General features: G+C 27.2%; 17 protein-coding genes. 13 read left to right on the top strand and 4 right to left on the bottom strand.

Annotated elements, in window-relative coordinates; genetic code table 11:
- Nucleotides 1–31 precede the first annotated feature (31 nt).
- On the top strand, nucleotides 32–3304 hold the full coding sequence (locus ACEG17_RS06835) for a DKNYY domain-containing protein (RefSeq protein WP_372583095.1): 3273 nt from the start codon (nucleotides 32–34) through the stop codon (nucleotides 3302–3304).
- 64 nt (nucleotides 3305–3368) lie between these two features.
- A complete protein-coding gene (locus ACEG17_RS06830; protein WP_372583094.1) occupies nucleotides 3369–5258 on the top strand; it encodes a DKNYY domain-containing protein in 1890 nt (629 codons plus the stop codon).
- Nucleotides 5259–5580: 322 nt separating this feature from the next.
- On the opposite strand, the gene ACEG17_RS06825 is transcribed toward ACEG17_RS06830, so the two are convergent.
- Nucleotides 5581–6276 carry an alpha/beta hydrolase-fold protein gene (locus ACEG17_RS06825; protein ID WP_372583093.1) on the bottom strand — a complete coding sequence of 232 codons (696 nt, stop codon included), beginning with the start codon at nucleotides 6274–6276 and terminating at the stop codon, nucleotides 5581–5583.
- A 274-nt stretch (nucleotides 6277–6550) separates the two neighbouring features.
- Between ACEG17_RS06825 and ACEG17_RS06820 the strand changes: the two genes are divergently transcribed.
- The 6 genes from ACEG17_RS06820 to proC all read left to right on the top strand — a co-directional run bounded on the left by ACEG17_RS06820 (nucleotide 6551) and on the right by proC (nucleotide 12861).
- A complete protein-coding gene (locus ACEG17_RS06820; RefSeq protein ID WP_372583092.1) occupies nucleotides 6551–7306 on the top strand; it encodes an RNA polymerase subunit sigma in 756 nt (251 codons plus the stop codon).
- Between the two features lie 174 nt (nucleotides 7307–7480).
- Nucleotides 7481–8695: a M20 metallopeptidase family protein gene (locus tag ACEG17_RS06815; protein WP_372583091.1), complete on the top strand. Its 1215-nt coding sequence runs from the start codon at nucleotides 7481–7483 to the stop codon at nucleotides 8693–8695.
- Between the two features lie 588 nt (nucleotides 8696–9283).
- Nucleotides 9284–10693, top strand: coding sequence for a 23S rRNA (uracil(1939)-C(5))-methyltransferase RlmD (rlmD, locus tag ACEG17_RS06810; protein ID WP_372583090.1), 1410 nt, complete (start codon nucleotides 9284–9286; stop codon nucleotides 10691–10693).
- A gap of 99 nt (nucleotides 10694–10792) precedes the next feature.
- On the top strand, nucleotides 10793–11344 hold the full coding sequence (locus ACEG17_RS06805; RefSeq protein ID WP_372583089.1) for a CDP-glycerol--glycerophosphate glycerophosphotransferase: 552 nt from the start codon (nucleotides 10793–10795) through the stop codon (nucleotides 11342–11344).
- Nucleotides 11345–11399: 55 nt separating this feature from the next.
- Complete coding sequence (locus ACEG17_RS06800) at nucleotides 11400–11987, top strand: cob(I)yrinic acid a,c-diamide adenosyltransferase (protein ID WP_372583088.1); 588 nt, start codon at nucleotides 11400–11402, stop codon at nucleotides 11985–11987.
- Nucleotides 11988–12057: 70 nt separating this feature from the next.
- The gene (proC, locus tag ACEG17_RS06795; protein ID WP_372583087.1) at nucleotides 12058–12861 is read left to right on the top strand and encodes a pyrroline-5-carboxylate reductase; all 804 of its coding nucleotides are present in this window, start codon (nucleotides 12058–12060) and stop codon (nucleotides 12859–12861) included.
- 349 nt (nucleotides 12862–13210) lie between these two features.
- Here proC and ACEG17_RS06790 read toward each other — a convergent pair whose 3' ends face one another.
- From ACEG17_RS06790 to ACEG17_RS06780, 3 genes are all read right to left on the bottom strand, one after another.
- Complete coding sequence (locus tag ACEG17_RS06790; RefSeq protein WP_372583086.1) at nucleotides 13211–14029, bottom strand: oligoendopeptidase; 819 nt, start codon at nucleotides 14027–14029, stop codon at nucleotides 13211–13213.
- Between the two features lie 188 nt (nucleotides 14030–14217).
- Nucleotides 14218–14865, bottom strand: a complete 648-nt coding sequence (locus ACEG17_RS06785) for a YiaD family glycine zipper/OmpA-like lipoprotein (RefSeq protein WP_372583085.1) — start codon at nucleotides 14863–14865, stop codon at nucleotides 14218–14220.
- 193 nt (nucleotides 14866–15058) lie between these two features.
- Entirely contained in the window at nucleotides 15059–15361 is a 303-nt protein-coding gene (locus ACEG17_RS06780; RefSeq protein ID WP_372583084.1) for a hypothetical protein, read from the bottom strand.
- Nucleotides 15362–15549: 188 nt separating this feature from the next.
- Between ACEG17_RS06780 and ACEG17_RS06775 the strand changes: the two genes are divergently transcribed.
- From ACEG17_RS06775 to ACEG17_RS06755, 5 genes are all read left to right on the top strand, one after another.
- Nucleotides 15550–16527 carry a tRNA dihydrouridine synthase gene (locus ACEG17_RS06775; protein ID WP_372583083.1) on the top strand — a complete coding sequence of 326 codons (978 nt, stop codon included), beginning with the start codon at nucleotides 15550–15552 and terminating at the stop codon, nucleotides 16525–16527.
- A gap of 88 nt (nucleotides 16528–16615) precedes the next feature.
- Complete coding sequence (locus ACEG17_RS06770; protein ID WP_372583082.1) at nucleotides 16616–17107, top strand: NanQ anomerase/TabA/YiaL family protein; 492 nt, start codon at nucleotides 16616–16618, stop codon at nucleotides 17105–17107.
- A gap of 46 nt (nucleotides 17108–17153) precedes the next feature.
- Entirely contained in the window at nucleotides 17154–18116 is a 963-nt protein-coding gene (locus tag ACEG17_RS06765) for a S66 peptidase family protein (RefSeq protein ID WP_372583081.1), read from the top strand.
- A 50-nt stretch (nucleotides 18117–18166) separates the two neighbouring features.
- On the top strand, nucleotides 18167–19150 hold the full coding sequence (locus tag ACEG17_RS06760; RefSeq protein WP_372583080.1) for a dipeptidase: 984 nt from the start codon (nucleotides 18167–18169) through the stop codon (nucleotides 19148–19150).
- A 40-nt stretch (nucleotides 19151–19190) separates the two neighbouring features.
- Nucleotides 19191–19919, top strand: coding sequence for a gamma-glutamyl-gamma-aminobutyrate hydrolase family protein (locus ACEG17_RS06755; protein WP_372583079.1), 729 nt, complete (start codon nucleotides 19191–19193; stop codon nucleotides 19917–19919).
- The last annotated feature ends 3 nt before the right edge of the window (nucleotides 19920–19922 follow it).

The raw sequence follows: 19922 nt of genomic DNA, 5'->3' as shown, positions 1-19922 counted from the left end.
AATTAAAGATTATAAAAAAAGGAGTAAGTGTATGAAAAGAAAAAATTTATTAAAAATATTAATTTTATTTATCCTAGCAGGAAGCATTGCAAATGCGGAATATTTAAAGGAAAATGGTGAAATTTATTATAAAATGCCATATTATGAGATTAAATCCAAAGTAAAAGATGTAGATATTGAAAGTTTTGAACCTTTAAAGGAAGATAGAGAGCTTATTGGCGATTATTATGCAAAAGATAATAAATATGTTTATTTTTATGGTAAAAAACTTAAAGATGTTTTGCCTGAAGGATTTGAAACAGTAAAAGAAAATTATGTAAAAGATAGTAAAAATGTATATAAAATTGAAGCTGAGATTACAGATAGTATACCAATATCTTCGGATAATAAAATAAATACAAAAAAAATATCTTTAGATGGACTTGATGTTAAAACTTTTAGAGCTTTAGAAAATGGCAAAGATGTTACGAGCATAGATTATTTTGTTGATAAAAATAATATTTACTATGCCTATGAGAATTTGGAAAAAATACAAGGAGCAGATAAAAATTCTTTTGAGGTTTTGGGTAATTATATCGCAAAAGATAAAAATAATGTTTATTACAAAGGAAGAAAAATGGAAAATGTGGATTCTGCGAGTATTAAAACGTTCGGAAATTTTATAGGGAAAGATAAAAATAGAGTTTTTTACATTACAGGAAATGAGGATATTAAAGATGCTGATGCAAAAAGTTTTGAGATAATGGGAGATACTTATTATTTTAGAGATAAAAATAATATTTTTGTTATTAAATACAGTAATGATTTTCCTGATGGACAAGGTTTTATAAAATTACCAAATATTGATAGGAACAGCTTTATTACTTTGAGCGAGGAATTTGGAAAAGATAAAAATGGAATTTATTATATTGGTGAAAAAATAAACGGAATTAATCCGAATAATGTTAGAGTTATTGAAGAAATGGGACAGGATAATTATATTCTTCAAAGCGAAAATAATTACTATTTGACATTTAATAGCAATAGCGATTTGTATGACAGGAAAAACGATAAAATTGAAGCAAAAAAAATAAATAATTTGAACATTGATTTTAGTACATTTAAGTATTTTGGAATTTTGAACTACTATAAAGATAAAAACAGTTTTTATTATCGTTCAGATAATGATTTAAAAAAAATCAAAAGTGAAATTGATGTTAAAAGTGCTGATAAAGTGCTTGAGTTGAATGATTTTGTAAAAGATAAAAATAATCTGTATTATTTTTCTAATGGAAAAATTAATAAAATAAATTTGAATATTGATGTAAATAGTTTAGTATTTTTGGATAATAACAATTCTTCTTATAGTAGTTATATAAAAGACAGAAATAACGTATATTTTGTAGATAATGAAAATGGGAAAGTAAAAATAGTAAAAAATGCTGATAAAAATACATTTCAAATTGTAAACGGAAATTATGGGGTAGATAGGAAAAATGTTTATTATGATGGAGAAAAGCTAGATTCTGTTGGTATTGAAGGGCTTAAAATTTTTGATGATAACTACTTGAAGGATAATAAAAATGTTTATGAGATTTATACGACAGATGATGGAAAAACTAAAATAAGAGCAATAAAAAATTTGAACATTGATGTGGCAAGTTTTGAGGATATTTTTAAAGAAGCATTTTATAAAGATAAAAATTCGGTTTATTATGTCGATATGACTGAAGATAAACAGGAATTAAAAAAACTGGAAGGAGCAGATGCTGATACATTTGAACTGGGAATTTTTTCAAAAGATAAAAATAGCGTATATGTTGACAAACAGAGGTTGGAAGGTGTTAGTCCAAAAGGATTTGAAGTATTGAACAGTGATTTGAATTTTATAAAAGATTATAAGAATGTTTTTTATTTGGATAGAGCAGAGGATGGCATAACTTTCATACCAAGAGTGCAAAATATAGAAGGAGTAGATATTGCAACTTTGGAATTTGCTGGAGGACATTATAGCAAATATTATAAAGACAAAAACAATGTTTATTTTGTGGATAACAGAGATGGTAAAATAAAATTCAAAAAATTATCCTATGTAAATCCGAAAACATTTGAAATGGTGGATGATACTTTTGCGAGAGATGATAAAAACCTTTATATATTTGAATATAAATTAAACGGAATTGATCCAAAGACATTTAAAAAATTAAGTTATGAAATAGTAAAAGATAAAAATGGACTATATTTCTTAGAAGATATTGAAAAAGAAAATGAAAATATAGAAATAAAAGTTCGAAAACTAAATATAAAAGGATTAGATTTAAAAACTTTTGAACATATTGATGGCAACTATTATAAAGATAAAAATTATGTTTATTATGAATCAGATAATAATCTTTATAAAATAGAAAATACTGATTTAAAAACTTTTGAAATTTTAGATTCAAGTTATACTGGTTATGGTAATTTCTCAAAAGATAAAGATTATATTTATCTAAATAATAAGAAATTAGAAGAAATAGATGCAAAAACTTTTGAAAAAATGCGGGCTAATCTTATAAGGGATAAAAATGGTATTTATAAAATTGAAGAAGACGAGGGAAAATACAAATTTAAAATAGTTCCAATCAATATAAAAATTGATTTCAAAAATCTAAAAAACTTAGATTTGGGATATTTTAAAGATAGCAAAAATGTTTATTATTTTGACGTGGATAAATTTGAAAAAATAGAAGGGGCAGAGGCTAGTTCATTTGAAAAAGTAGAATATGCTGGTTTTTACAAAGATAAAAATTATGTCTATTTTAACGGTAAAAAGATAGTTGGAATGGATTTTAAAGATATTGAAAATAGAGATGAGGAATGGTCAATTATAGAACTGGAGGGAACGTGGATAAAATACAAAGATAACGTTTACTATAAAGGAAAAAAATTAAAAGGAATCAGCTCTGATAATTTTAGTTATTTTGATGGCGGATTATGGTATGAAATAATACTATCTGATAAAAATGGTGTTTATAAATTTACTGAAACTGAAGATAACAAAAAAACAATAGAAGTAACTCGATTGGATAGTAAAGGCATTGATTTAGAAACTCTTGAAAGAATTTATTCGCCAATGGACAGTTCCTATTATTTCAAAGATAAGAATGGCGTTTATTTTATGGATGGAAATAAATTTGTAAAAATAAATGGAGCAGATAAAGACAGTTTTAGGGTAACAATGACTGGAAAATACGGAAAAGATAAGAATAACGTTTATTTCGAAGGGAAGAAAATGGAAGGGAAAAATCCAAAGGAATTTGAAGAGGAAATGGAGATTAAATAATAGAAATTATTTTATTTAAATTGTTAATAAATCAAAAACTTGAGAATAAAAAAGGAGAGTCGTTGTGAACATTAAAGGACATTTGTTAAAAATTCTGCTTTTGTTTGTTTTGGTAGGGAGTATTGTGAATGCAGATATTCGTGTGATTCCTATTTATAAAATTAATGGAAATAGTGTGTACTATAGAACAGAAAATGGATTAGAAAAATTGCTGAATGCAGATGCGAAAACATTTGAGATTTTGGGTTATCATATTGCAAAAGATAAAAATTATGTTTATTATTGGGATGAAAAATTAAATAAAATAGATCCAAAAACTTTTGAAGTAGTTGAAGGATATTATATTACAATGTTTAAAGATAAAAATGGAATTTATACTTTTGGAAAAAATTATGATAAATTAAAAATTATAAATTTTAAAGAAAACGAAATTGATATAGATTTTAATGATTTTAAAGTAATTTCACGTGAAGATCCAACTATTTATAAAAATAAAAATGATATTTATTTCCAAAAAGGTGGGAAAATTTTACAAATAAAAAATGTAGATGCAAAAACTTTTGAAAAAATAAATGGACGTAGCTATCTTGATAATAAATATTATCGGGATAAAAACAATGTTTACTATTTTTCTGAAGATAAAATGTTGAAAATGGAAAATGCAGATAGAAACAGTGTTAATGAATTAAGTGAAAATATTTTAAGAGATAAAAATAATGTTTATTTTGAAAATCAACAAATAAAAGGTTTAGACATTAATAGCATTAAAGTTATTTATGAAAATAGAATATCAGAACCTGAAAATTTGATAAAAGATAAAAATGGTATCTATTATATTGATGAGAATAAAAAAACTTTAATAAAATTTAGAAATGATGAGATAGATATAGAAAGTTTTGGAATAGCCAACGAAATGTTGGATGATTATTTCAAGGATAAAAATAATGTTTATTATTTGGAGAATTATAAACTTCATAAGTTAGAGGATTTGGATATTGAGACTTATCAAAATATTTCTATGACAAGATATAAAAAGGATAAAAATAATTTGTACTTTAAATGGAAAAAAGTAAAAAATGTTAATCCCGATGATGTTGAAATAATTGAAAATGACTTCATCAAAATAAAAGATACATTGTACGAAATTTTTAATTTTGAGGAAAAAGAAGTTGAAATAGCACCTTTAACAGTTGATATAAACACTTTTGAACATATTGATAACAGATATTATAAGGACAAAACTAACATTTATTATAATAAAAATGGAAAATTAAAAAAAATAGAAGATGTAAATTTCAAAAGTTTTGCAATACTAGAAGAAAATTCTTATTTTGGAAAAGATAAAAATAATATTTATTATAAAGGCGATATATTAGAAAAAATAGATAGAAATAGTTTTAAAGTATTAAATGAATCTTACGATAATTCTATAATAAAAGATAAAAATGGAATTTACATATTAACTAAAGAGAGTAGCATAAAAACAATTAAAATTAATAAAAATATTAAGAATATTGATTTTAATAGTTTTGAAGAAATTACAAATTATCCTTATGTTTTTAAAGATAAAAATGCTGTTTATACTTTAAATGCAGATGATGATAAAATTGCTACTGTTTTCAATTTTAGAGGAATTGATTATAAAATAAATGAATTAAGTGATGCAAATCCTAAAAAATTTGATATGATGGAACTTAATTATTTTAAAGATGATAAAAATATTTTCTATTTTTCAGATAAAGAAAAAATGATAAAGAAAATTAAAAATGCTGATATTAAAAGTTTTGAAATAATGAATGATGATTATGCAAAAGATAAGAATAATACCTATTACAAAGGTAAAATTTTTAAGGAGGCAAATGTAAAAACACTTGATAAACATTATAATGAAAATGAAAATAATAACGGGTACAAAATAAAGGATAAGAAAAAAGTGTATAAAACAAAAAAATGATATTTATTTTACAATTGACTTTTTTTGAAAATATGATATAATTAAATTGTTAAAAGCCCTAAGGGAAAAACTTTGTATTAAAGTAAAAAAATATTGGCAAATTAAACTGGAGTTTTCCAGTTTTTTTTGTTATAATAATTTTAATGAGTTCCAATAACTCATACTTTAATACAAAGGAGGTTTAGAGCAGTGAATAGCGATGAACTTATTAGACTTCTAGTTATTATGTATATTGTTTACAGATTAACTAGATAGTCGAAAAATCTCGAATTTCACCTCTGCCTCTACCCTTAGGGGATTTAAATAATTTAAGTGAATAAAATTAACAATTTTCTAAAATCCAAACAAATCCTTTTCCAGTTCGTATATCTGAATCATTAAAATGATTTCCCTCATTCCATTCCAAAATACTTTTTTCAATTTCAGAATTTTTCAATATTTCAGAATACTCTCTTATATTGTCACCAATTTTAGCTAATATTTTATGTTTAGAAGTTTCTTCCAGTTTTCCAAGGCTCAGATATACATTATTTGCCTTCAGTTCAGCATTTTTTACAAAATCTATCCAGCCCTCATACCACACAGAAGGAGAAACGCCTGCTACTCCATAAAAAGTATTAGTCTCATAACCACTCCACAGAGAAAATAATCCAGCAAGAGAATATCCGCCTAAAATATATTTCACATTCTTATCTTGAATATCCATAAATTCTGCCAAACTTGAAATCAATTTTTCCTTTATAAACTTCAACGTTTTATCAGCTCCATTTCCAAAGTTTCCTTTTCCACGAAGAAGTGGCATCTCCCACGGAGTTAGTTCGCTGTTCCAGTCATTTATTTTAAATGCAGCAAGACTAAAATTTTTATTTGTATTTTCAGAAATATATTTCACTTCATTATCTAGAACTTTGATATCATTTTCGTCTACAGGCTGTATTAAAATGTAGTCTGGATTTTTATTTTCTTTTATATACAAAATACACTCTTTTTCTTCTATTCTTAAATTTAATTTTTTCATAGCAGCTCCTTTTTAATATTTTTGGAATATTAAATCTATTTCAAATAAATTTTGATTAATATACTTAATTATAGCATATATTTAAGAATTTTTATTCAAATTTCTCTATGATATTACTATAGTTTTTTTCTTTAATTACATATATTTAATTTTTTTTGAAATTGTAGTAAAATAAATTATACAGTAAAAATTTTGTTTATTTTATGACTTTAGATTTGTTGTCCAATAAAAAATAAAATGACAGATAATAAATATTAAAATGGAGGTTAATTTTATGAATGGTGAAATAGCACAAATATGTAATATTGTGCTGGCTACTAAAAGTGCTTTAAAAAAAAGAAGCAGAATTAAATATAAACCTGTATATTATGAAAAAAAATCTACTTTCATATTTTTTAATAATAAAAAATATAAGGCTAAAAATGTTGAAGAATGGTTTGATTATTGTATTGATAGAGGATTACAAAATATTAAGTTCTTAATTCCTTTACCTATAAAAGATAGTGATTCTCTTAATTTTACTAATATAAGTCAAGCTAGTATAGTCTGCTTTTTTGACAATAAATTAGTTACTTATTTTACTCCAAAATGGGAAGATTACAATAATGAATGGTACATTACTTACACAGAACATGAATGGAAACTTCCTCTAAAATCAAAACCTAAATTTTATGATAATACCGAAAATTTTAAAGATGTATTGAATAGAATAGCAATTTTAGCTGATAAAATTGATTTTCAAAATTTTGGAAATATCTTTAGAAAAGCTATTGATATTTTAAATGGAGAAAAGGTTGAAAATATACAAAAAACTTTTTATGGACTATATTTTTCTGAATTACCCAAAATTAACAAATATCTTTTTTATGCCTCAGATATTTCTGATGTTTTTGGCGGAATGGGATCCTGGAATGACAGCCCTCCTTATTATGCATATAAAAAAGGGCTTGAAATTGAATATGATAACCTTTCGAAAGAGCTTTTAACACAAATTAGGCTTGCTCTTTTATATTCTGTAAATGAATGGTAAATCTATAATGAAAATTTACACTATAGATTTAATGTCGTAATTAGTATTGCGATTTATGTAATTACATTACAATTTAAAATATTGTCATTTATTTTTCAAAAATTTACAAAGGCAGTATTTTTTGATATAATAAAATTATAAAAAAACAGAGATTTAGAAAGGGATGAGGGAAAAATGGAATTGCTTAAAATTAACGAGTTTATAAAAGAAAATGTGGATAAAATTTATGATGAAATGGTAAAAGTTAGACGAACTATTCACGAAAATCCTGAACTTGGGGATGAAGAAATTGAAACGAGTAAATTAATAAAGAAATTTTTGACAGAAAATGGGATTGAATTTTTTGAAATTATAAATACTGGAGTTGTTGCAACAATCTACAATGATAAGGAAAATATGGAAAATAAGACAGTTGCGACTCGTGCAGACATTGACGCATTGCCAATTTTTGAAGAAAATGAAGTTGAATACAAGTCAAAAAATATTGGAAAAATGCATGCTTGCGGACATGATGCACATACAACTATTCAGCTTGGAGTAGCAAAGATTTTGGCAGATAACAAGGATAAATGGCATGGAACTGTGAGATTTTTCTTTCAGCCAGCAGAAGAAACAACTGGCGGTGCTGATAGAATGATAAAAAATGGAGCATTAAAATTTGAAAATGATACAAACCGAAAAATAGATGCCTTTTTTGCATTGCACATGGCTCCAGAAATAGAACTTGGAAAAATTGGGATAAAGTATGGAAAGGCACACGCTTCATCAGCAAGAATACATCTTACAATAAATGGTATTTCTGCCCACGCCGCATTGCCCCACAAAGGAGTTGATGCAATCTTAATCGGAGCAAAAGTTATGGAATTCTTGCAGTCAATAGTTAGCAGAAGAATTGATCCAAGAGAAGAATCTGTAATTACAATCGGAGCATTCAATGGAGGCTTTGCTGATAATGTAGTCTGCGATAAAGTAGAAATGAAAGGAACTGCAAGAACAATGTCTGAAGAAACAAGAACATTTATAATCGAAACACTTGAAAAAGACCTGCCTAAATTTGTAGAATCACTAGGCGGAACAGTAAATGTGGATATTAAGCGTGGCTATGCTCCTGTAATTAACAACGAAGAAATGACAAAAAAAGTAGAAAATAATATTGTCGACTTATACGGCGAAAATGCTCTGGAATTAATAAAACAGCCTAGAATGGATGTTGAAGATGTTAGTTATTTCCTAAATGAAATCCCTGGATGTTTTTTTAGACTAGGAACAAGAGTGGAAGAAAAAGGCTTAATTTACGATTTGCACCATCCAAAATTTAATATTGATGAAGAAAGTTTAAAAATCGGAATAGGATTACAATTAAAAAATATTTTAGAATATTTGAAATAAAAGTTTTTTATTAAAGATTTATTGATTAATACTAAACCCTGTTTAAAAATGAGAATAAATCTTTATAATAGAATTGTTCAATAGTTAATTCATAATCATTCAACTTTTTTATTTTTTATATTTGTAGGATTGCTCATTGCCGCAAATCCTACAACCTATGGCTAGTCTACAACATTTTTCTGCACTGACAAAAAACTCGCTATGCTCAAACAGTTTTGCCAGCACAGAAAAATGCTCCGACGAATTAGTTTGTACTAGATTCTGTTTGAAAAGTGAAAATTATGTTTTAATTATTTGAAAATATTTTTTATCCTTTATTAGAAAAATTTGTAATAAATTCGTTATTTAAATGGGGTTTAGTATAAAACTTTATTTTTCCTATTTATATTTTACATTTTTAAATTTTGCTTGATTTTATTTTAATTAAACCAACGGTTGTAATTAAATTAAAAATACTTAAACGAGCCAAGATTGTAAAAAGGATAGAAATTATTTCCCTTTATTCTAAAAAAACAAAAAAATCAGCATAATTTATAATAAAAATTATTAATGATAATACTTAAAGAAAATTAAAAAAAAAGGAATGTGATGAATAAAATAAAAAATAATTATGAAGTTGGGCAAAAACTGGAAATTGAAATAGAAAAAATAGTGTTTGGTGGAGAAGGACTTGGAAGAGTTGATGGGTTTACAGTATTTGTACCGATGAGTGTGCCAGGAGATAAATTGGAAGTGGAAATTATCTCGGTAAAAAAGTCGTATGCAAGAGGACTTATAACTAGGATAATTGAACCATCAAAGGACAGGATTGAGGATTTGTCCAAAATTAGTTTTGAGGATTTTGATGGCTGTGATTTTGGAATGCTTAAATATGAGAAACAGCTTGAGTATAAGGATAAGATGCTTGAGGAAGTGTTGACAAAGATTGCTGAAATTGATTTGAAAAAGGTAAAAATTGGCAAAATTATTGGAAGTGATGAAAAAATTAATTATAGAAATAAGACAGCTGAACCATTTTTCAAAAAGAATGGGATTATTCAGACGGGGTTTTATTCAAGAAAGTCCCACAATGTATTTTCAGCTAAAGAAAGTCTTCTAAAGTCAGAAATTGCCAAAATAATTATTGATAAATTTTTGCAGAAAATAAATAGTTTTTCGGGTACAAAAAAGGAATTTAAAGTTTTTAATGAAGTGAATAATACTGGATTTTTGAAGCAGATAATGGTTAGAAATAATGAAAAAGATGAAGTTATGATAGTTGTTGTCGTAAATAAAAATTCGCAGTATAATCAGCTTTCAAAGTTGCTGGAAGAAATGTATGATGAAAATGACTGCATAAAATCAATCTATATTTCTGTAAAAACTGAACAGAATAACGTAATTTTAGGTAAAAATGTCCATTTATTTGGAAGCCAGTATTTGGAAGAAGAAATGGAAGGATTAAAATTCAAGATTTATCCAAATTCATTTTTCCAAATTAATAAAAAACAGGCACTAAAACTTTATGATGTTGCAATAAACTTTTTGAATGAAGAAAATAAAAATACTAATAAAATCTATGAAAAAACAGTAATTGATGCATTTTCAGGAACTGGAACAATTGCGATGATGCTTTCAAAAAATATAAAGAAGGTTATCGGGATTGAAAGTGTGGAAAGTTCAACACTTGCTGCAAAACTGACTTCTTATGAAAACTCCATTCAAAATGTAGAATTTGTAAATGGAAAAGTTGAAAAAGAACTGCCAAAAATTTTGAAGAGAGAAGATGTCGGAGCAATAGTTTTTGACCCGCCAAGACGAGGAATCGAAGAGTCAGCATTAAAGAGTGTTGTACAGAATAAAATCGAAAAAATTGTCTATATTTCCTGCAATCCTGCCACTTTTGCACGAGATGTGAAGATTTTGACTGAAAATAGGTATGTATTAAAAAAAGTTACTCCTGTGGATATGTTCCCGCAGACTGGGCATATTGAGGTAGTGGGATTATTGGAGAAATAAGGAAAAGTAAATATTGGTCTAATATTTTATAGAAAAAGCGTGGAAATTGTTAGCAAATGAAATAAAAAAAGCAATAATAAATAGGAGGAAATATAAGAAATGATGGAGTATTTTGAACTGGATAAAAGAAAAAATTTTGATGAAAGGAAATATTTATCAACAGAATTACTTGATAAATTAGGGTTAAATAAATATAGAAAATTGATAGAAGAAAATGATGCTATTTATTGTTCTGGAAAATATGGTTATAAATTAAAAAATGAAACTTATGAAAAAATTAAAGAAATTTTATGTGAAATGTATAAAGGTGCTTACGATTTGGAAGATGAAGAAGAAAAAGAAATGTTTAATGAAGAAATAGAAGCCTTTTTTTGCGATAAAAAATTATTAAGTGTATGGCAATTATTCTTTGAAGATAGAGTTTTAGAGGGATGTGTGAAAAATTGGGAACACTCTCCTCATATTGGATTAGATAACGAGGAAACATTAAGAGATGATTTGATTCCGCTTGATTTAATTGAAAATAAAGAAGATAAAATTTTTCTTTTACACAAAGTGAATGGAGGAATTTATTTTTATTACGCATTTACATTTGTTATAAAAATAGCGGATAATTTTGATGAATTTATAGATAATTTATATGAAATTTAAAAAATAAAAAAATTATTGCAAAATAATAAAAATATATTAAAGGAAGTTGATATTTATGAAAATATACACAAAATATGGTGATGAAGGTTTTACAAGACTTTATGGAGGACAAAGAGTCAGCAAGACTCATGTTAGAGTAGAAGCGTATGGAACGATGGATGAAGTTTGTTCATTACTTGGAGTAATTATTGCTGAAATTCGTGAAGATGAAAAACTGAATTATGTACTCGGAAAGATACGTGAAGAATGTGAAAATATACAGCAGCAGCTTTTTGACTGTGGAAGTGACCTTGCCACTCCTGATGGATTACGAGAATATAAGCAAACAATTGATGATGTAAAATGGCTTGAGGAAAGAATGGATGAATATATTCCACAATTGCCTAAATTAGAATGTTTTGTAATCCCTGGAGGAAGTAGAATGTCAAGCATGTTTCATCTTATGCGGACAAGCACTCGTAGCTTGGAACGAAAAATGATTGCTGTAATTGAAGCAAATGAAGGAATAAATAAAGTTGGACTTCAATATATCAATAGACTTTCTGACTATTTCTTTGTAGCAGCATGCCTTACAAATTTAAAATTAGGAAATAACGAAACTATCTATAAAAGAAGTGCAAAAATTTTTAGAAATAGCAAATAGTATGTATTTAAATTAGAATTTTAAAATTTCTAGAATAATTTTTTAATATCAGAATAAGGAGCAAAATTGAATGAAATTAGGAATTATTGGAGCAGGAAATATGGGAAGCTCTATATTGAAAGGCGTTACATCTTCAAACTTTCTTGAAAATAAAAATATAGCTATTTTTGATTTAAACAAGGAAAAAATTGAAGAATTATCAAAAGAGTACGGTGTAAAAAAAGCAGAAAATGAAAACGAACTTGCAAAAGAAAGCGATATTCTCATCCTTTCTGTAAAACCAAATATTATTCCAAAAGTACTGGATAAAATAAAAGATGACTTGTCAGAAAAAACTATTGTTTTATCAATTGCAGCTGGAATTAGCATCAATTTTATTGAAAATATTATTGGAACTGACAAAAAAATTATTAGAACTATGCCAAATACACCTGCTCAAGTGATGGAAGGAATGACGGCAGTTTCTTTTAATCATAACATTCAGGAAAATGAAAAAAGTATGATTTTTAAATTGTTGAATAGTTTTGGAAAAAGTATTGAAATTGAGGAAAAACTTATGCATGTATATACAGGAATTAGTGGCTCTTTACCAGCGTATGTTTACGTATTTATGGAGGCTCTTGCGGATGGCGGGGTATTGGAAGGAATGCCAAGGAACAAGGCTTATGAAATTATTGCCCAAACGGTTTTAGGTTCAGCTAAAATGATGCTTGAAACAAAAAAACATCCAGGAATTTTGAAAGATGAGGTAACTTCTCCAGGAGGAACTACAATTGCCGCCTTGAAAGTACTGGAAGATGGTAAATTTAGAGGAACTGTAATGGAAGCCGTTAAGGCTTGTACGGAAAAGTCTAAAGAAATGGCAGGGGAGTAAAATCCCCTCTTTTGTTATATTTATAAATATTTTAAGACTAACCCCCATTTAAATAATGAATTTATTACAAACTTTTCCAATAAAAGATAAAAACCTAATATTTAAAATAAGTAAAATATAATTTTTTTCTGTTAATAAACCGACAGAGATTCTCAGTATAAACCTTTACTGCAAGATAAGGATTTGCGGCAATGAGCAATCCTGCGAAAATAAAGAAAAAACATAATAAAAATAGTAAAAACTAATATTAAACGGAATAATCCAATACTAAATCGCATTAGAAAATAGTATACAATTCAAAATTTATTAAATATTTTCTATTTAGATGAGAAATAGTAAGAATTTATTTTTACATAATCCGATATTTTTCCACATATTTTAATTTATGATTTATCCAGTATTCTAATTGATTTTCATTCTGATTTACACGAAATTCAAGATTATATTTCGCCATATCTACAAATAAAGAGTTATCCTTTTGATAAATAGTTAAATAATGTTTCCCTTTTTTATCCACAGCCACTACTTTTCCATTCTCAACTGAAAATGTATATTGAATACTGTTATAGTCACGATTTGGACTCCACACCAAATTTTTATCGCCTGTCATTTTTATATAAAATGCTGAATTTGTAGGAATAAATGCCAAGTTTAACCAATTTAGCCCTTTACTGTCAATTCCTCCAGAAATTCCCTTATTTCCATAAGCAGTTATTTTGTATTCTCCTGTTCCTACATTTTTTACTCCTGCAAACACCATTCCTAGTGACTTTAGTTCAGCTTTCTCGAAATCTACATTGTCTTTATAGTTTAGAAAAAAATCATTTGAAGAATATTTTATAATTTTAGATTGATCTGTTATTTTTCCTTTTTTATTTACCTTTATAATTTTAAAATCTTTTTTCAAAGTATCAGATAAAAATTCATAAACATTGACTGCAGCATATCTTGAAGGCATAAAAGCCAAATAGTTTCCCACATTTAACTGAACAGGATATTTATCCCCATTTCCTAATATTATTCTATAGCTTATATAATCAGGATTATTTGACATTCTAAATGAAAATTTTTCAAAATTGTTAAAATTTTCTTTATTTCCAGCATTTAATGTGAAACTTAGTAAAATTCCGATTAACAGCATAAATTTTAATAATATATTTTTTTTCATAAAACCTCCTAAATTTATAGTAATTTTAGTTTAAAATGAGAGTAAAAAGTTAGGCTCATCTATAGTCAAGTTATTTCTTTTTATATATTTTTTCAATCTCAAAAAGACTATCTATCATTTCAAAACTTCGTAAAAAAAGGAGTTAATTCAAAATTTAATTTGAAAAAACCCCTAAAAATTTTTAAAGATTATTGTTGATTTGCGATTATAGCAATTTCTACTCTTCTATTTTGAGCTCTTCCAGTTTCTGTCGAATTACTTGCAATTGGCTGTTTGCTTCCATAACCACGTGAAGTTATTCTTGAGCTTGAAATACCTTGTGACTCAAGGTAAGATTCTACTGAATTTGCACGATTTACAGAAAGCGGATTGTTAATTGTATCATTTCCTGTTGTATCTGTATGTCCTGAAACTACAATTGTTGAATCAGGATAAGTTTTTAATACAGTTGCTACTGAATCCAACGTATTTTTAAATTGTGGCTTAATTACGTAGCTATTTAAATCAAAAGTAATGTTTTCAGGTGCTGTCAATTTGATTTCACCTTCTCCAGTTCTTTTTACATCCACTCCTGTTCCTTTTAATTTATTTCTTAATTCTTTTTCCTGTCTATCAAATATATTTCCAATAGCTGCTCCAACTGCGGCCCCTCCAGCTGTACCAATTAATGTACCTTTTGTATCTTTTCCGATAACTTGTCCAATTACAGCTCCTGCTGCCGCTCCAATTCCTGCTCCAACTCCAGTTTTACTAACTTTTCTAGTTCCATCAGTAGCAGTTGTACAAGAAACTACTGTTAATAATGATAATAGAATAATTGCTAATACTTTTTTCATATTGACTCCTCCTTTAAATTGATCTTTTTTAGTTTTCAATAAAATTATACAATGTCTTTATATTATTTCAATTTATTTTGACTTTGAAATTCTTTTATTTGAATAAGATAGATATTTTTGTAAAAAAATTGATAAATTTTAAAATAAAAAAAATCTACAAAATAAAGTTCAATCAATCTCTATTTAAATAAAACTAATCATAATAGTAGCCATCATCATATTCATCACTATTCTCATCATAATTATCTTCATAATCGCTTTCATAGTCATCATTGTCGTAATAATCTTCATCAGCACCATCATATTCGTTATCGTCTTCATAATAATCATTATAAGAATCACCAATATAATTTTGAGTATAGTCTTCATCTTCAGAATAATTTTGAAAAGAATCTTTTACTCCATTTATAACTTTATCTCTATATTTTGCCCAACCAGCAATTGAGTTTGTTGAAATTACAATTAGTGTTCCTAATATCAAAAAAATTTTTTTCATTTTATGAATTCCTCCATTTTAAAAAAATTATATTTTCCTTTGATATCCATTATACTATAAATTTAAGAAATGTCAATAAATTTAAACTAGTACAATAAAAATTAATTTTCTTTTGGAAAATAATCTTTCTAAATTTGATTTTTTTTCATTTTAAGTATATAATGTAAAATAAAAAAATAGGAGAAAAAATGAAAATATATACTGCCCCAATGGCTGGGACTACTGATTATTCCTTTAGAAAAATACTTCAAAAATTTAAGCCAGATTTTTTGTTTACAGAAATGGTAAATGCTAATTTACTGAATCGTGAGGATGATACTACAATAAATGAACTTTTAAAATGTGATGATAAACAGCGAACTGGAACACAAATTTTTGGCGGAGATAAGGATGAATTGATTGCAGGGATTTTAAAGTTGAAAAATTTGGGATTTAGAAAAATTAATATAAATATGGGGTGCCCACAGCCTAAAATTATAAAAAACGGAGCAGGTTCAGCGCTTCTTGAAAACTATGACTTAGTTGATCAGGTTCTTTTGGAAACACAAAATATTGATGCTGAAATTTCGATAAAAATACGTGTTGGTTATAAAGATTTTGACAATCCTGAAATTTTTTTGAATTTGGCAAATAAGCATAACCTTGATTTTATCTGTGTGCATGGACGAACTCAAAAGCAAATGTATTCTGGAACTGCCAACTGGGAAATTGTTGAAAAACTAAGCAAAATGCCAAGAAATATAAATTTTTTTGGAAATGGTGATTTATTTGAGCCTACCGAGATAAAACGAAAAACATCCTCCTGCAATCTTGACGGTATAATACTTTCACGTGGAATAATAGGTAATCCTTGGTTAATTCAACAAACAAGGGAATTTCTCAATATTGGCAAAATAAACACAATTCAAACTTTTGACGAAACAAAATCGATTGTGTTGGAACACCTGCAAAATATTGCGAAACATAAAGGCGAGATGAAGGCTGTACTTGAAATAAACAAATTTTTACGTCCATATTTTCACAAATTTTGGGATAAAAATTTGGATAGAGATAGTGAATTCGCAGTAATTGAGAACTTTTATGATGAAAATCTGAAAACAGATATTGACAAAATTATTTTGGAAAAAAGAATTTTTGAAAAAATAAAGATGATTAAAATGTTGTAAATAAGTTTTTTTATTGAAATTCTTAATAAAAAAGGGTATAATCACAGTTGAAAGTTAACTGTGATTTTTTTGAAGGAGAGTGCAAGAAATGATTATTACAAATGTGAACAATGAAATTCAAAACAAAAGTTTAGCAAAGGATATTCGATTTTGTATTGAATTTGCCAAAAAAAATGAAAATAAAATTTTATCACTTGTAAATGGAAGTTATGATGTTGGTTATAACAATATCAAAATGAATCTTGGAAAATATTTTACGAAAAGTGAAAATGAGAAATTTTGGGAAAGTCACAAAAAATATTTGGATGTACAGATTATGATTAATGGAACTGAAAAAGTCGCAATTAATGATATTCGAGATATGGAAGTCAAGAGCTTTGATGAAGAGAAGGACCTTACAATTTTAGAAGGTGATAAAGCATTTGATATAGTTATGAAAACTGGAGATGTTCTTGTCTTTTTCCCAAATGATGTTCACAAGCCTGAACTTAATGTTTCTGAAAATGATGATTCTGGGAATATAAGAAAAATCGTTACAAAAGTTGTTTTTAAAATTGAAATCAACAAAATGAATATTTAAAATAAAACTTTATAACTAAAGAAAATAATAAAAAAGGAGTTTAAGGATGTATTTTCCAGAGCCATTGAAACAAGGAGATAAAGTGTTTTTAGTTTGCACTTCTTCGCCTATTTTGGCAGAAGATATTGAAAAATGTAAGGAAACTATGAAAAACTTAGGTTTTGAGCCAGTCTTAGGGGAAAGCCTTTTTGAAAATATTGGAGGATATATGGCGGGAACGCCTGAAATTAGGGTAACAGATTTGCACAGGGCTTTTTCTGATGACGAAATTAAAGGTATTTTTTGTGTGAAGGGCGGATTTAGTGCTTCGCAACTTTTGGATAAGCTGGACTATGAATTGATAAAGAAAAATCCTAAAGTTTTTGTGGGTTATAGCGATGTTACAAATTTGAGCATTGCTTTTAATCAAAAGTGTAATTTGGGAGTTTTTCACGGTCCTATGGTAAAGTCGAATATGTTTAATGATTTTAATAAGTTTACAAAAAAATCTTTTTTTAATGCCTTGGATAAGAAAAAAGATGAAAAATGGTTATTTAGAAATCCAATAGATGAAAAAGCTGGAACAGAAAAAGAAACTTCACTTCTGTATAAGAAAGATTTTGAAAATAAAAAAATAAACGGCGAATTAACTGGCGGAAATCTTTCAATAATTGTTACAACTTTAGGAACAGATTATGAAATTGATACAAAAGGAAAAATATTTTTTATTGAAGAAATAGAAGAAGAAATCAGCAGAATTGACAGAATGATGACACATTTGAAATATGCTGGAAAATTTGAAGATTGTAATGCAGTTTTGTTAGGTAATTTTGCGGGCTGTGAGAATACTTATGGGGAAAATTATGAGTTAATGGACTTTTTAAAAGATTTTTTCAAAAATTATGAAAAGCCTATAATTTATGGACTTGAAAGTGGACATGAAAAGCCTGACTTGGTAACAATACCGATGGGAGCAAAATGTACTTTGAAAATTAATGAAAATATAAATGAAATTTATTTTGAAAAATAGAAGTACAGAAAAAAGTATAAATAAATTTACATAGAAAGAAGGAAAAATCAATGTTTTTTGATATGCATGCAGATGTGTGGACAGATAATTTCTGGGAATATCAGAAGGGAAATAAAGATGTTATCAGAAATAAGTACAAGGAAAAATTCTTAAAAGGAGGGCTTTCTGGAGGAATTTTTGTTATTTATTTGAATGTGAATGAAGTGGAGAATGCTGAAGAATATTTTTTTGCGGATTTACGAGCGATGACTGAAGAATTGTATCACGCAAAAGATTTGATAAAGGTTATAAAAGAGCCATCTGATTTTAAAATTTTTGAAAATTGGGAAAATGTTAAGGAAGAAGAGAAAAAATTTGGAGTTATGCTTGGGATAGAAGGGCTCCCAGGGATTGGAGATAAACTTGATTATATTTATTTATTAAATCAGCTTGGTGTGCGACATATTGGAATGACTTGGAATGAAACAAACGCTTTTGCAACAGGACAGAGCGGAGATAAAAACAGGGGATTGACTTCACTTGGAATTGATGCTGTGAGAATAATTAATGAATTGGGAATCCTGCTTGATGTTTCGCATGCCAACGATAAAACATTCTGGGATATTGCCAAACATTCCAAAAAACCTTTTTTTGCTTCACATTCTAATGCCAGAAGCCTTTGTCCGTCAATGAGAAATTTGACTGATGATCAAATTTTATGTATTGGTGAGCGAGGGGGAATGGTTGGAATGAACAGTTACCATAATTTTGTTAGCCAAAATGAAAATGAGAAAAATCTAGAAATGCTTTTAAATCATTTAGAGTACGTAGCTGAAAAAATTGGACTGGATAAAGTCGGATTTGGACTTGACTTTGCGGAATATTATACTCCAGAAGGAGAAGAGCCTGATGGACTTCTTGGTCTTCACGATGTTACAGAGTTAGGAAATGTGAAAAAAGCCTTGAAAAAAAGAGGATATTCTGAAAATGAGATTGAGATGGTAACTTATAAAAATTTTATTGACTTTTTTGGAAGAGTGAGAAATTTTAAATAAAAAATAATAGTAAAATTGAGAAAAGAAAGGAACTTAATAAATGAACAATAAAAGAAAACCAATTATAGGAATTACTACTTCGCTGGAATTAAACCCGAACAGACTGAATGATCATAAGACAATAGTTTCTGTGGATTACAGTAAAGCTGTTATAAATGCTGGAGGAATACCGTTTATTTTGCCAATAACAGAAAATATGGAAGTTATAAGGGAACAAATTCAGCATTTAGATGGTCTTTTACTTTCTGGGGGAGGGGATCCTAATCCGATTTTATATGGAGAGGACTGTCTGCAGGAAGTTGGAAGCATTACACCAGAGCGAGATAAATTTGAACTTGAAATTTTAGATGAATTTATAAAAACTGGAAAGCCTATTTTGGGGATTTGCCGTGGATTGCAAATTGCAAATATTTATTTTGGCGGAAGTTTGTATCAAGATGTAAAATATACAGGAACAACTATTAATCACATGCAAAAGTGGCTTCCTGACTTGCCTACACACGATATTAATATTGAAAAAGACAATATTTTATTTGAAATTTTTGGTGAAAAAACAAGAATTAATTCTTATCATCATCAAATGATAAAAGATTTGGGAAATAATTTGACTTCTATTGCAAAAGCAAATGATGGTATAATAGAAGCTTTTCAAAATAAAAATCATAAATTCTTTTATGCAGTACAATGGCATCCTGAAATGATGGCAGTTCGTGGAAATGAGAAAATGCAGAAGATTTTTGATAAATTTATTGAAAGTTGCAATGATTAATCT

The sequence above is a fragment of the Leptotrichia hongkongensis genome (genome assembly GCF_041538065.1).
GTDB lineage: Bacteria > Fusobacteriota > Fusobacteriia > Fusobacteriales > Leptotrichiaceae > Leptotrichia > Leptotrichia hongkongensis.
The sequence above is the reverse complement of the archived record's forward strand: the minus strand, read 5'-3'. Positions and strand labels throughout refer to the sequence as shown.

Coding starts and splice junctions, on each gene's coding strand:
- ACEG17_RS06835 (WP_372583095.1), top strand. CDS start 32: ATGAAAAGAAAAAATTTATTAAAAATATTAATTTTATTTATCCTAGCA.
- ACEG17_RS06825 (WP_372583093.1), bottom strand. CDS start 6,276: ATGAAAAAATTAAATTTAAGAATAGAAGAAAAAGAGTGTATTTTGTAT.
- ACEG17_RS06820 (WP_372583092.1), top strand. CDS start 6,551: ATGAATGGTGAAATAGCACAAATATGTAATATTGTGCTGGCTACTAAA.
- ACEG17_RS06815 (WP_372583091.1), top strand. CDS start 7,481: ATGGAATTGCTTAAAATTAACGAGTTTATAAAAGAAAATGTGGATAAA.
- rlmD (WP_372583090.1), top strand. CDS start 9,284: ATGAATAAAATAAAAAATAATTATGAAGTTGGGCAAAAACTGGAAATT.
- ACEG17_RS06805 (WP_372583089.1), top strand. CDS start 10,793: ATGATGGAGTATTTTGAACTGGATAAAAGAAAAAATTTTGATGAAAGG.
- ACEG17_RS06800 (WP_372583088.1), top strand. CDS start 11,400: ATGAAAATATACACAAAATATGGTGATGAAGGTTTTACAAGACTTTAT.
- proC (WP_372583087.1), top strand. CDS start 12,058: ATGAAATTAGGAATTATTGGAGCAGGAAATATGGGAAGCTCTATATTG.
- ACEG17_RS06790 (WP_372583086.1), bottom strand. CDS start 14,029: ATGAAAAAAAATATATTATTAAAATTTATGCTGTTAATCGGAATTTTA.
- ACEG17_RS06785 (WP_372583085.1), bottom strand. CDS start 14,865: ATGAAAAAAGTATTAGCAATTATTCTATTATCATTATTAACAGTAGTT.
- ACEG17_RS06780 (WP_372583084.1), bottom strand. CDS start 15,361: ATGAAAAAAATTTTTTTGATATTAGGAACACTAATTGTAATTTCAACA.
- ACEG17_RS06775 (WP_372583083.1), top strand. CDS start 15,550: ATGAAAATATATACTGCCCCAATGGCTGGGACTACTGATTATTCCTTT.
- ACEG17_RS06770 (WP_372583082.1), top strand. CDS start 16,616: ATGATTATTACAAATGTGAACAATGAAATTCAAAACAAAAGTTTAGCA.
- ACEG17_RS06765 (WP_372583081.1), top strand. CDS start 17,154: ATGTATTTTCCAGAGCCATTGAAACAAGGAGATAAAGTGTTTTTAGTT.
- ACEG17_RS06760 (WP_372583080.1), top strand. CDS start 18,167: ATGTTTTTTGATATGCATGCAGATGTGTGGACAGATAATTTCTGGGAA.
- ACEG17_RS06755 (WP_372583079.1), top strand. CDS start 19,191: ATGAACAATAAAAGAAAACCAATTATAGGAATTACTACTTCGCTGGAA.